5 protein-coding genes are annotated in these 14,047 nt (G+C 58.8%); all 5 read right to left on the bottom strand.

Annotation, left to right across the window (positions count from 1 at the left end; all coding sequences use genetic code 11):
• Positions 1-2 precede the first annotated feature (2 nt).
• The 5 genes from OHL14_RS14885 to OHL14_RS14905 all read right to left on the bottom strand — a co-directional run bounded on the left by OHL14_RS14885 (position 3) and on the right by OHL14_RS14905 (position 14,026).
• Entirely contained in the window at positions 3-2,891 is a 2,889-nt protein-coding gene (locus OHL14_RS14885) for a hypothetical protein (protein WP_263380142.1), read from the bottom strand.
• A 92-nt stretch (positions 2,892-2,983) separates the two neighbouring features.
• Positions 2,984-4,456, bottom strand: a complete 1,473-nt coding sequence (locus OHL14_RS14890; protein ID WP_263380143.1) for a metallophosphoesterase family protein — start codon at positions 4,454-4,456, stop codon at positions 2,984-2,986.
• A 164-nt stretch (positions 4,457-4,620) separates the two neighbouring features.
• Positions 4,621-7,443 (bottom strand): TonB-dependent receptor, encoded by a 2,823-nt coding sequence (locus OHL14_RS14895; protein ID WP_263380144.1) that lies wholly within the window; start codon positions 7,441-7,443, stop codon positions 4,621-4,623.
• Positions 7,444-8,198: 755 nt separating this feature from the next.
• Positions 8,199-11,054 carry a TonB-dependent receptor gene (locus OHL14_RS14900; RefSeq protein WP_263380145.1) on the bottom strand — a complete coding sequence of 952 codons (2,856 nt, stop codon included), beginning with the start codon at positions 11,052-11,054 and terminating at the stop codon, positions 8,199-8,201.
• Positions 11,054-14,026: a TonB-dependent receptor gene (locus OHL14_RS14905; protein WP_263380146.1), complete on the bottom strand. Its 2,973-nt coding sequence runs from the start codon at positions 14,024-14,026 to the stop codon at positions 11,054-11,056. The genes OHL14_RS14900 and OHL14_RS14905 overlap by 1 nt, the downstream gene beginning before the upstream one ends.
• Between the last annotated feature and the right edge of the window lie 21 nt (positions 14,027-14,047).

Consider the following 14,047-nt stretch of genomic DNA (forward strand, 5'->3'; position numbering starts at 1 on the left):
TTCTAGTCGTCATCGTCGTCTTTGTACTTCATCGCGGCTTTGACGAGGGGCTCAGGCGAAAGGATTTTGTCCTCACCGGGGTAAGGGCGACTCCAGCCGGTGGTGACGTACCAGGTGACGTGATTCAGGAAGTTCGGATCGACGGAGTCGGCCTTATCGTACTTGCCCTTCATGACTTTTTCCGTGGCTTTGAGCCAGGCTTTTTCCATGGCGTTGGTAGCGGCGGAGGCGTCTCCAGTAAGGCCGGGACCTTTGTCTAGAGGAATGACGGCGGCGAGGTGGTTGTAAGGGGTGAGGTCCGGCGTGTCCTGAAAGGCATCGAACATGGGCGAAGCGACCAGGTCGAACTGCGTGAGGGGTTGCGTGCCGAGGATGTTCTCGATGGTGCGATTGATGTTTTCAGCGGTGTATGTGGTGTGAATGACCTTGCCCTGGCCGGGTGCCTGCGGGGCGGCGGTGTAGGGGCTGATGATGTAGATGGGCTGACGATGGCCGTCGACGTGATCTGTGCCTGCCTGGGAGTCGTCCTCTTCCACAAAGATGGCCGACTGCGCCCAGACCTTGCTGTGGCTGATGACGTCGACGATGCGTCCGAGGGCGAGGTCGTTATCGGCCTGATAGTTGATGGGTAGAGGATGGCCGGTAGAGGTACCTGCGGTGTGGTCGTCGGGTAGCCAGAGGATGGTCAGGTTCGGCACCTGATTGGCGGCATCGATGCGTTGGAAGTCTTTGATCCAGTAATCCGCGCGGTACTGGTCTGGAATATCGAGATTGAAGGGAGGGAAGTGTGGGTCCATGATCTTCGCGGCCGAAGGGATCGCGGAGGTTACGTGTATGGCGTCATCGGGGACGACGCAGCTTGCGGCGGGCGCACGGCCTTCTTTGCAGAGTGAGGTGTTGTAGAAGTCGGTCCAGGTGTAGGCTGCGCCGTTAGGCTTCTTCGCGACGGTGGTGCCGCTGCTCCACTCACCATAGAGACTCGCGTTGAGGCCGCGGGCTTCGACGGCTGTCCAGAGAAAACCTTGGGGAGTGTTGGTGAGGGCGTCCTCTGCTTCGCCGCCGGGGTAAGAGCGAATCCAGTCGGGCGAGAGGATGTCGTTGGAGTAGAAGGAGCCGGACATGCCGATCCACGGATGGCCATCGGCAGACTGTCGGCTGGGTGCGTAGACGTTGTCGAGCAGAGGGAAGCGCTTTACGAAGGCATGCTGATTGGGCAGAGCGGAGGCGAAGACGGCGAGCTCGGGAGCTCCGTTGCCCCAGGCTACGTCGCCGAGCATCTGGTCGTAGGTGCGGTTCTCTTTGATGATGAGAAAGACGTGTTTGATGAGCGAGGGTTCGCCGATGTGGAGAGGCACGGCAACAGGCTTGGCAGCGGGGTCGATGTACTCTTTGCCGACTTCGATGTTTGTGGTGAGATCCCAGTGATTGTTGTTGAAGACCTGCTTGCTCAATCGACCAAGCTCAACCGCGTTGGGTTCGGAGATAAGATTTACGACGCCCATGTCGGCATGGGTGTTGTAGCCGACGACACCTTTGGTTGTGGTGGAGTTGCCGCGAGAGCCGAGGCCTTTGTCGTCTGCGATGACGAGCTGTTTTTGCGCTTTGTCGTAAGTGATGGATGTGGGGAAGTACGCGGTTGGAATGTAACCGATGACTGGGTTGGGCTCGCGGCCCTGGAGATTGACGACCGCGACGGCGTTCGCCTGGCCGAGGGTCACGTAGGCCTTGCCATCGCCTGTGACGGCGACATCGTTGGGGCCTGAGCCGAAGACACCGCCAGCGATGGGAACGCTGAGCGAGATGGTGCGGGTAACGGTGTCTGTGCTGAGGTCGATGATGGAGAGGCTGTCGCTGTAGGCGTTCGCGACATAGAGACTGGAGCCGGAGAGGGTCATGCCTGCCGGATGGAGGCCGACGGGGATCGACTTGATCACTTTGCCCGCGGCGAGGTCGACGACGGAGACGGTGCCGGTGAGGGTGAAGGCATCGGTGCGATCGACCACGATGGGGGTGCCATCGGAGAGGTTGGTGAAGTCCGCGCTGGTCGCGGGGCGGCCGCCTTCGTTGCTGATGTAGGCGTAGTTGCCGCGAAGCAACACGCTGTTGGGGGCGTTGCCGACGGGGATCTGGGCGATGAGCCTGGCAGGGGATGCGGCGAGGTCGATGACACCGAGCGTGTTTGCTGCGTTCAAGGCAACATAGGCTCGCTTGCCGTCCGCGGAGAGCGCGATACCACCGGGGTTGATGGCCTTCGCGTTGTGATAGAGGCGACCGTCTGCGGGCGGTTCTGGAAGGGCCACTCGCTGCTCGTGGCTGAGCAGGCCGGTGCGCTTGTTCACGGTGGCGATGACTACGTAGTTGTTGTCCTGGCTGAAGAGCAGCTTCGATCCTTTAGACGAGTAGGTGATGCCCGTGAACGAGCCAGCGCTGCGATCTTTGACGGAGGCGGCGCCTGGGTCTTCGGGGATGAAGCGTTGGAGGACCTGACCCGTCTCCGTATTGATGACGATGACTGGCTGCGGGGAGCCCATCAGAAGCACGGCCGCTGTGTGGCTGGACTGATCGGGATTGAGTGCGATGGCTTTGGCTCGTACGGGAGAGCCGAGTTCGATGATCTTTCCGGCGGGTGTGAGTGTCTGGTTGTCGGATGCGACGATCGAGCCATCCTGCTGCGGGCCGACGGTGCGGTTCGGGCTGTCGACCCTGGACTTCGTTGACTGCTTTTGGGCCGCCTCCTTGCCCATGATTTCGTCTTTGGGAGCGGCCACGCTGAAGCCGGAGTTGCTTGGCTGTGATTGGGGCGTCTGACTGAGAGCCAATGCCGAAGTCATGGACACGCATACGGCGGTGAAGCCTGTTGCGCAATGAGAGAAGAGACGAGTCCGGCGCATGAGCAACCTCTTTTTGACCGCTGAAGCATGGCGCTGAGCGGAGTTAATTGTTTGATGTAACGATACAACTTTGTTTGTGGCGGTAGCGTGGACTATCGCGAGGCGCATGCGCAGGCCGTGAAGGCCTCTGCGGTTGGATGATTCAGGCTGCAGGCATAGCCGGGCCAGCTGGGGGACAGCTTCTTGCCGCCTGCACCTTTGAGGAAGTGTTCCTGATAGGCGCGGCTCTCCTTGCCTGTTCCAGAGGTGTCTGCCTGAAGGGTAGCGATCACGTCTGCCAAAGATTTTGGCGTGAACGCCGTCGCGTTATAGGTGGAGCCGAAGGCGTACTCTTTCGACCAGACGGTGGCTTCGCCCGTGGCGTTTGAGGCTTTGTAGACGGCGTAGTCGGCGAGCTGGGCGGAGGCAGGATTCACGGTAGCAACGGTGAACGAGGGCAGGTTGCCGCTGACCGGCGAGACGGAGCTAATGACCTTGACGGGCACGCCACCGGTCGTTGAGGGGAGCAGGAAGAACTCGTCCATGTGGGTATGGCCGAAGATGCCGAGCGTGATGGTGCTGGCGTTGGCGGCCACTACATTGGCTAGATCCTCATTGTCCTGGTAGCGCACGACCTTCAGCGTGGGGCAGGAGGAGTTCTTTCCGGAAAGCGAAGCGTCGGCGTTGACGATGGGCGGCAGATGGCCGAGCAGCCAGACGCGCTGATGAGCGGTTCGAGCCTCGGTGAGTTGTTGCTGGAGCCAGGTGACTTGTTCCTGCTCGCCTTTCTTGTCTCCGGCGTTTGCTTCGCAGTTGGCGAACTTGGGCATCATGTAGATGTCGTCGATGACGATCAGGCGGGTGTTCATCATCGGCGCGGGCATGGTGAGGGCGTAATAGCCTGCGGACGCATAGGTGCGGGCTGCCAAGGCTTTGTCTGCCACGCTGATGCCGCGCAGGCCTGCGATGACGGTCGAGGTCGAAGCCTTCAGGTATTCGTCTTGCGTGTCGAGACGGTTGTGATTGCAGCGCGAATCGTTGTTGCCGAGCGCGAGATAGACGGGGATGTCCGGAAATGTCGACTCCACCCTGCTCATGACGAAGACCGTCGTTTTTTCAGCGAAGGCAGCGGAGGCGGATTGGTCGTCCGCCTGGCTCGAGGGCATGCCGATGGCGGCGCGGTAGCGGCAATCGAGGTCATGCACGAGGAGATCGCCGCTTACCGTTACGAAGGCTGCGGAGTGGGAACTAGCTTTCGCTGCAGATAGGCTGCTTTGCAGAAGGGCATAGGGCGTGTCGATGCCGGCCTTCCCGCTGCATTCGTCCTGCAAGGCTGCGAAGCGCGCGGGCTGGTTAGGCGAGGCAGGGGACTCAAGGATAGAGGTCCACTCGGAGAGAGGTGCCTTCTGCAGGCGAGCGACCTTATCTGGATCGTGCAGGGGGTCGAAGTGCAGATCGCTCAGCATGACGACGGGGGCTTGTGCTGGTTGCTGCGCGGTCAACGCGCTAACCGGGACGACGAGCGCAAGAGTGTTCAGGACGCAAGAGATCACTGCGATGTGTGAGCTTAGGCGAAGTAGATTCACGAGCGAGATTCTCCTTCATACAGAGTACGCAGGTGTGCGTAGACGTTTTACCTGAGGCTAAAGGGGCGTTGCAGGGCTAGGAGGTAGTGGCCTGACTGGAGTCAGGCGTTATGCAAAGACAAATGCCTCCACTTCTTGAGAAGTGGAGGCATATCGGTTGCAACTTACCGGCCCTTAGGTGTGAGTCCGAAGGTGACGGAGAGCATGATGCTACGCGCTGGCAGGATACTGATGGCGTCCTGTCCATTAATGGGCGTCTGCCCCACTGTGTTGAACGGGTCGACGTAGGTGATGCCGTTCACTATGACGCTCTGCGTGATCGGTTTACCTGCCAGTGAAGCACTGGTGATGTTGTGGTTGTCGAAGATATTGTTTAGGGACAGAGCTAACGTCGTGTTTGTGAAACGGCCTGAGCGGACGGTGTAGTTGACGTTTGCGTTGGTTAGGGTGAAGGGGTTCACTGTGTACTGATTGTGATAGGAGCTAACATCCTGATACTGCGTTCCGACGCGCTTGTTGAAGATGCCGACATCCCAGGACTTCTTCTGGTAAGTCAGACCCTCGGTTTCGATGTCTGAGGGAGTGTTCGCAACATGTTGACCTGACGGTGCGGTGAAGGTGTACTGCGCTGTCGTGGTGGTGCAGCCGGTGGTACCCGTGGTGCAGCTTCCCGCCAGCGTTCCATTGTAGGTGGCACTATCGTAGCTGCCGTTGAGGTAGAGGCTGAGGCCTGCTACGAGATAGATGTTGCCTTCCGCCTCAAAGCCAACCGTGTTCGTGCTGGGCGTAAGGAAGTAGACGGGCTCGCCGGTGGAGAGCGGTGTGAACGAAGAGTATGTGTTGTCGAAGTGAATGTGAAAGAGATCGGCATCGAAGGTGACGCGCTTGAGCTTCAGCACAGTGCCGCCCTGGTACGTCAGGTTCTTTTGCTGCTTAGGAAGTGTCGCAACAGGCACACCGCTTGCACCCTGGCTGAAGTCAAAGACTGCGGAAGGAGGCACGACGCTGCCCGTTGCTCCCTGGAAGTAGGCCGACCAGTTATTACGAATGCGGTAGTTGACAGAGCCCGAGGGCAAGGTCGACAGGTAGCTGCCACCGTTGGTGATGAAGGTGGACGGGTTGCCATTGAGCGGGCCAATCTTGCCACCGTTGTCGGCATACTGCTTGGTGCCGATGGTGTAGTAGGCCCATTTGACTCCGGGTGTCATGGTCAGCTTCGAGCCGAAGTGAAACTCATACTCTGCGAAAGGCTGATAAGAGTTAGTGACGTAGGTCTCCGAGAAGTTGGGCAGCGTCGAATCTGCGTGCGATGAGCTGGTTGGATCGGAAGGATACTGGTGGCGGTTGGTGTTCGCCCACTCATACCAGAGACCGGCGCGCAGGATGCCATGCTTCGATACCTGCGAGAGCTCCGAGGTCTCACCGTACTTGCGGTAGCTGTTGTACTTGTCGACCGCACAGGGATAAGCCGAGACAGAGATTCCATTGACGGTGCTGACCGTGCCGACATTGCACGGAGCGATCTTTAATCCGAGGTACGTCTTCGATCCATTGATGCTGGTAGCGTCGGTGATGGTAGTGGCCTTCGAGTAGTACTCCGAGTTGTCGTAGTTGTAGGTGTAAGGCTTGATATCGAAGATGAAGCCCTTACCGAGGTCCGAGTGCACGCCGACGTATTCGAAGTCGGTGGGCACATGGTAGTAGTTGTATTTATCGTCGAGATACAAAAGCGGATCGGAGTTGTTGGTCAGCAGGAAGTTGAGACCGGCGCCAGTGAACGGATAAAGACCGCCAGGTCCGCCGGTGAGAGCACAGCTATAAGCGCTGGTCGAGCTGACGCCGTACATCTGGCAGCGGGTCGCGCTGAAGTTCGGCGTGTTGGCATCGAGCCAGATGACGGCGGAGAAGCCGGTGAGAGTTGTCTTGTTGCTGAGGCGGTATTGGAACTGGATATCGCCGCCGTTGCGCTGCTGGTTGTTCAGGCTCTGATAGCCATGCGACTGCAGGTGGTGGATGTCGAGGTTGAGGTTGAACTTCTGTCCCGGGCCAAAGTTGCCGGAGTCATACTGCGCGTCGTAGAGAAAGGTATTGAACGATCCGCCGGAGAAAGTGGCACGCAGATTGTCGATGGGGGAGAAACGCTTGGAGAGCAGGTGGATGGAGCCGCCGAAAGGGGCAGGTCCGATGGTCGATGCCGAGCCGGGGGAACGATCAAAGTCGATACCGCCGAGAAATTGAGCAGGGAAGAACGCCCATGAGTGATGGGTAGGGGTGTTGGTGTCGTAGAAGGGGATGCCATCGAAGTCGATGTCGTAGTCGCCGTCGGGGAAGCCGCGGAAGTAGGTGCTGGACTGACCGAGGCCGACGCCGTTGCTGTTGGTGGTAAAGGTGCCGGGCGCCATCTCGACGGCCTCACCGTAATCGGCCACGGGCGACATGAAGTCCTTAATCATGGTCGAGGTGATCTCGGTGCGAGCGGAGGTCTCCGAGAGCACAGCGTCCATGGGAGCAAGAGAGGCCGCAACGGAGTGCGTCTGGTCGGCGTCGACGGTGATGTCCGTGGTTGCGCTGCCGATGGGGAGTGAGAAGGTGATTTCTGTGCCGCTCTCGCTGAGCACGATGCCGTTCTTCATAACGGCGCTGAAACCGGGCGCCACAGCAACGAGATCGTAGGTGCCGGTGGGCAGATTGCTGATGGAGTAGTGCCCCTTGGCGTCGGTGGTCACGGTCTTGTTGCGTTTGGTGGAGGTCTCGTGCAGGGTGACGGTCGCGTTAGCGATGAGTCCACCCTTGGCGTCTTGTACGGTGCCCTGGAGAGTGGCTGTCGCCTGGCCGCTGTGCGTGTGGATGCCGGTGGCATAGGGACGCATCGCCGGGGCGGCAAGCATCAGTTTGGTCGAGAGCGTGCAGAGGCTTGCGACCACGAAGAGCCGCAGACTGCGCGAGGCGCTGAACCGCAGCTGCACACGAGAGATTTCAATCAACATTGTTTGTCCTTCCCTGAGGGAGAGTTCTTAGCCTGGCGCAACACTGTCTGCGTTTCCGTGAGGTACTCCATGAGAGGTCATGGCGAAGCTGGATTTCGAGGTGAAATCCGCGACTGGCCGCAGAGCAAATGGCTTACTGGCTTGGTATCACTTTGTCAGGGAAGGACGCCGTTCTCGTAACGGACTCGTGAAAGCTTGGTGACAGGAGTGTTAATGGCGGAGGGGTCTGTGGAATATGAAGCTAACCTTAAGGTTCTGGCGGAAACGTATATGTTTATTGATCGAAATGTAGCACCAGGGTATCTCCTGAGCCGCCAGCGAGGCGTGGCAGGGAGGCTGCCAACCTGTTCGTGGAGTCTTTGAGCGCCATCCCAAGAGTGGCATCTGTTGCGTCCACTAATACGCTGACGGGCAACGTCACGCGCGAAAGTTGGAACGCAAAGGGCTTCCGATCTTTGCAGTAAGCGCAAAACTACGCGTGAATGGGCGTGAAGCCTTCAAACGCGCTGAAGGCGAAGAAACCGATCTTATTTGAGGAACCTGCAGACGGAAGGGTATAGCAAGGCCACGAGAAGAGCCATCGTTGGCGATATCTTGAATTTGTGATGGTGTTGAAGGGAGTGCGGCAACATCTTCGTTCGGATAACGGGTCGGTTTTCGTGGCTTGTGACCGCGCATATGATGGCCGTTACAGGAGCCAAGACTTGTACTGCAACGATCCAAAACAAGAGATTCAGCTTTGCTTTGGACAGCGATCAAAACCCTACCAGGCGGGCTGTGAATTGGAATCCACGCGGACCGCCGATGCGTGTGGTGCCTGGTGCGTAGAGCGCCTGCCCTGCGGAGAAGAGCGGGCTTCCTGGCGAGCCGAAAAGGCTCACCTGCTGCGGGCCGAAGCTACGATTGCTGGCGCCTGTCACGTTGAAGATATCCATAAAGAGATCGAGGTGATGACCTTCGCCTTTGAGGGTGAAATCCTTCACTACGCGAACGTCCCCATCACCGAAGACAGGGCCGCGATAGATATTGCGAGGCGTTACAACTCCGTTCACGACGGCACGATCATTGAAGTCGTTTGCGTCGTTTTGTGTATCGAAGCCAACGAGAGCAGAGTACGGAGAACCTGACTGCGCCACTATCAACGGATTGAGTTTGAAGCCTAGCGGAAGATTGAAGATTCCCGCTATGTTCAGCACATGCCGCACGTCGAGGTTCGAGTATGCATTTTCTGCTCGGAGATCGAAAGGGTTCAGGGCAGAGCTGATGCTGTACGGGCCATCGCTGGAGTCGCCGTCTTTCGTCTGCGATAGGGTGTAGTTCAGGCTGATCTGCGAGCGCGTGGATAGCTTCGCGAGGGCGGACAGAGTGAGACCGTCATAATGGGCATGCGCGCTTGACTGGTTCACCATCTCTCTGCCGATTGCGAGGATTGGTCGCAGAGCAGGGAAGATCGGCACCCCTTGCGCGTTGATCGTTGGTGCGTTCAGATTTTCGTCAACGGTGCGCTGTAGCTTCCACGTGGAGGCGTGCAGATACTCTGCGCGCATGATGAGCTTCGAGTCCACGGTCTCATCCACACTTGCCGCGCTCTGGAACGAGCGGGGATTGCGGAAGAGGGGATCGATGGCTTCAACGAGAGACTGGGGAGTGGTCAGCCCACTGGGCACTGTGCCCAACGCGATAGGCGTCGTGGTTCTTGCGTTGGTGAGGGTAAGCAGGGCGGGATCGAAGTAGCTATCCGCAGTGACCGTCTGTGTGCCATTATCTGCGAAGACACGATGGAAGATCGTTGCCGGAGTGGGCGCGTCGTATAGCCCGCTAGATACGCGTACCACGGTGCGGTCATTTGCGCGCCAGGCCAGTCCGACGCGGGGTTGCCACTGCGCTAAATCATTGGGGACGCGTTGTGACTGGGCGATGAGCGTGTTGGCGTTGAAGGGCTGTGGGTTCCACTGGCCTGCCCAGCGAAGGCCTGCCGTAAGGGTCAAGCCGCGATGCAGTTCGACACGCTCGTTCGCATACAAGCCGAGACTCTTTACCGCCTCGTTGTAACGCACATTGCCGGTCACGAAGGTCTGCTGGAAGCGCCGAGGAGCATTGTCTAGATAGTCAGCCAGAGAGCTGTAGTCGAAGCGCCCGTTGAGGTTTTCTTCGCGCTGCTCGTAGGACGGATCGTAGAAAAACGCTCCTCCAAAACTCAGCAGCGAACGACCTCGCGAGAGCGTAACGTCGTCCGTGATCTGCCATTGCTGGGCGGTGTAGAGATGAGTGCCGAGGGTGCTGCCACCGAGCGTGCCGAATCCGTTGATGACGAACGCAGGAGCCGTCGAGAGCGGCGTGATCGCACGGTGATCGCTGGACCACGCAACCAGAGCGCGGTTGACGCTTGTTGCACTTAGAACAGTCGAGAGACCCACCTTCGCGAAGAGACTCTGTCCGCTCTCGTTCGCTGCGGTGGATGCGGCTCCAAGTGTGCGCTCTTCGCCATCGCCGCTGAGATCTTCCATACGCGCGGAGCGAACGCGCGTCCCAGCGATCTCCAGGTTCAACGTGTTTCTCGTGCCGAGAATGGCATCGAGGCGGCCCGAAATGGCAAGAGGTTTGTCGCGTTCTTTGATCTGCCCCTGCAGCGCGAGCAGGTTTGTGGGAGTTGCGAACGTTGGTGCTTGGGGCGCGAACTCGGTGAATCGAGGCGCGTGTAGAAGGTTCTGCTCGATGCCGGCGTAGAAGAAAAGTTTGTTCTTCACGATGGGGCCGCCGTCGGAGAGACCGAAGTTGTTCATCGTATTGCTCGGGCTATTGCCGAAGGCGTCCGAGGATGTAAGTGTGGCTGGCCTTGCCGTGTAGAAGGCTTCGCCGTGAAGACGATTCGAGCCTTCTTTTGTCGCGACGTTGACGAAGCCTGCGCTTGTGAAGCCGACCTCGGCAGAGGCGCCGGCAGTCACGAGCTGAAACTCGCGTACGACTGTCTGCGGCAAGAAAAAAGGATGATCCTCGGCGGTGCGCGCGGAACCGAAAAGCGGGCTAGAGAAGGCGACATCGTCGACCTGAGTGATGAGCGCATTGGTTCTCTGTCCATCGACGCTCGTGCCGTCGTCGTTGTCATGGGAGTCCGCGGTGAATTGATCGAACTGTGTCACATCTCGATCGCGATTCGGTAAGTACGTCTCGGTAAGGCCTGCGAAGAAGGTGCTGACGGAGGCTTCGCTCTGGTTGATCGGCGGGGCCGTCGTGTTTCCTTCGGAGGTGCCAGCGCGTGCCGACACGGTCGTTTTCTGTTTCACGTCGGTGATGTCCAGCTTGATCGCAATGTCTATGCTGCTGCCCAGACCGACCGTGAGCTTCGTGGGTTTGCGCAGCTTGAGCGACTTCGTTTGCGCATCGAGGGTGTATGCACCCGGAACGAGACCATTGATACGAAATTCGCCAACTGCATCCGACCGAACGACACGAATGGTTGCCAGATCCGTACTACGAATCGTGATCGTCGCTTGCGGAATGGCGAGTCCTTGTGGATCGGTAACCTTGCCGAAGATGGAGCCGGTGCTGTTCTGCGCGAGCAAAGTGCCCGCGCAGAACAGGAGTACGAATAAGGCAGATAGCCGACGCATCAGAAACTTACCTTTGCCGAGAACTGCAATTCACGCGCGGGTAGCTGTGCTGTAGCACCTGCGCTCGGAACGCCCAGTGTCGGCGACGGCGAGGTGCCGGTTCCGTACACGCCGTTGAACGTGACGAAGTTGGGATGGTTGTTGACGTTGAAGGCCTCGGCGCGCAGGTCGAGATGCACTCGTTGATAGATGGGGAACGAGCGTTCGACGAAGGGGTCGACGTAGTACATAGCTCGACCGCGACCGGTGTTGCGCCCTACAAGCACGCCATTGATGATGGGCCGGTCGGTCGTCGCACCCGTATCTCCGCTGTTGGTCAATCCAGTGGTCAGGTTATAGGGCAAGCCGCCGGCCATTGTCGCGATCCCACCGATTTTGATCTTCAGCGGAGCGGTATAAAAGCCGCTCAGGACGAATCGGTTGCGCTGGTCGTAAAGTGCGTTGCCGTACTCAGCTGGGCCAGTCTTGAGTGGATCGTTGGGGTTCTGGCTTGTCGCGTCGGGATCGACGTTATCCAAGGTGTGAGACCAGGTGTAGCTCGCAAGCAGAACGCCCCTATCGCCGAAACTCTTGCGCAGGTTTACATCGAGAGCGTCATAGTGCAGAAAGCCATTGTTCACGTCGCTCTGGATGACGCTGTACGGAGGCTGCGTGGCCGCTGTCGACGCGGTGCAACTCGTACCCTTCTGCGCGAAGTAGTAGACCCAGTAAGGTCGACTGCAGTTCGTTGCGATCGCCGAGCGAACGGTGATGTTGTCGGTGCGTACGAAGGAGGCGGGCGCGTCCACGTCGAGCGGTCGCAGAATGCGCAGTCCGTGGGTGCCAACGTAATCCACGCTCAGCACGGTCTCGCGCGCCAGGCGCTGTTCGACGCTCAAGGTGTCTTGCTCGGAGTACGGGTTCAGCAGCTTGCTTGGGTAGCCAACCAGCGTGGAAGTGGGAAAGAACTGGTTCAGGTACGCACTCTCGCCGGGGCGGATATAGAGGCTGCGGAGGGGGGCGACTGCACCCGTAGGGAACGATGGCAGAGGGGCTGCAGCAATGCTGGTGGGGAATCCGACCTGTCCGGGCGTCGCGGTGTAACTGAAGACGCCGGTGGGCCCGGTAAGCGCATAGCTCGCTTCTTCGTTGTCTACGATCTGCGAGTAGTAGATGCCGAAGCCACCACGGATGATGGTCTTGCCTCTGCCGAAGACATCGAGATCGAAGCCTACGCGTGGGGCGAAGTTCTTGTGCGCGTCGGTAAAGGTCTGCCCCTCGTAGCGCAGGCCGAGGTTTAGGGTGAGTCTGTTGCTGAGGCGATAGTCGTCCTGCGCGAAGACTGCATAGAGTGCATCGTTCACGGTATAGTTCGCGTTGCCATAACTCTGCGAGTAGTTTGCGACATTGGCGATGTTGTTCAAGTATGCGGAGCTCTCGCAGTAGGCATCGACCTGGGCTGCAGTCGCACCTGCAAGAGTGCAGGTGTTGTAGGTGAACTTGCCGAGATAGACGGGGCCACCGAACTCTTTACTGTTGCCGCCAGTGTGCGCGAAGATCAGTTCTGTGCCGAACGAGAGCTGATGCCGGTGCAGAGAAGCGGACACGACATCGTTGACCTCGTACTGATGGTTCATCAGCAGGGCACTCTGGCTAGTGCCGCTGGTGAATGTGGAGGACGATCCGCCGCCGGAGATAGGCACGCTGAACTGAGTGGAGAATACGACCGGATCGAACTCGGTAATGGGCGAGCCAAGCTGAAACTCTGCACGCAGGTTGTTCACCAGGTGCGAGCTCAGCTGCGTTGTGTCACCGATCTCCGTAGTGTAGGTGCGACGACGGAAAGTGCGTGCCACGTTTGCCAGCGTCGATCCGCCAACGGTGCCATTAGGATTGGTGTCGTAGAATCCGTCGCCAGCAAAGCGGAAAAAAGTATTGTTCTTCTCGCCCAACTGGTGGTCGAGGCGAAGGGTGCCCATGAGGTCGTGATAGTGGCCGATGAAGTTGCCTGGCGCAAGCGGCGAGGTGATAGGACTCGCACGGTTCTGCTGCGTCTCTTCTACGGCCCCGAAGAAGTGTGTGGCATCGCCTTTGCCCACCCGGCCGCCGAGCGAGGCCGCAAACTGGTCCATGCTGTCGTTCACGATGTCATTTCCGCTGGCTGCATTCGCGGTCGTAAAGCCGGAAAGCCTGGCTTCCGTGCCGGATGGACGATAGAGCGCGAGCAAATCGCCGTGCAGCCTATTACCGCCGCTCTTCGTCACGATATTCACCACGCTGCCTGTGCCATATCCGTACTGCGCACTGAAGGCGTTGGTCAGAACGGAGACCTCTTCGACAGCATCTTCAGGAATATTGGTAAAGATCGTCTGCCGCCCCCAGCCATCGTTGCCGTTCGCTCCGTCGATCTCGAACCACGTCTGTCGGCGTCCCGAGCCGTTGGTTGTGAAGAGGTCCTGATTCATAAAAACGTCGCCCTGATTGATGGCTGGGCGGTTCGCCGCGTTAAGCAGCGGCAGATAGGTGATGCGGCGGTTCAACAGCGGCGTCTCCTGGATTTGCGTTGCGCTCAAGAAGTCGCCCAGTTGCGGCTGGTCAAGATGAACGTCTGTTGCGAATCCTGCTACATCCACCCGCGTTGTAGCTGGCTCGACGCTCAGCGTTACCGTCACCTTCGCCGTGCTGCCGCCTGCGACCGAGATGTGCTGCACCGTCGCGGGCGCAAAGCCATTCTTCTCACTGCGGACGTTGTAACTACCTGCGGCGGGTAAACCGTTGAGGGTGAAGTCGCCGTGGCTATCTGAGATCACGGAGAGTGACAGGCCGGTGAGAGCGTTGGTCACCGTGATGGTCGCGCCGGGAATCTGCGCATGCGTGGTGTCCTGCACCACGCCGGTCAAGGTTACGGTATCGGGCGTCTGGGCGTGCAGCGAACCGCTTATCGTCATGGCTGCAAACAGCGCGAGAAAACGTCTCCTGAAATTGCTTGTCACTTGATGTCCTCTTGTAATCGT

The sequence above is a fragment of the Granulicella paludicola genome (assembly GCF_025685545.1).
Lineage (GTDB): Bacteria > Acidobacteriota > Terriglobia > Terriglobales > Acidobacteriaceae > Granulicella > Granulicella paludicola.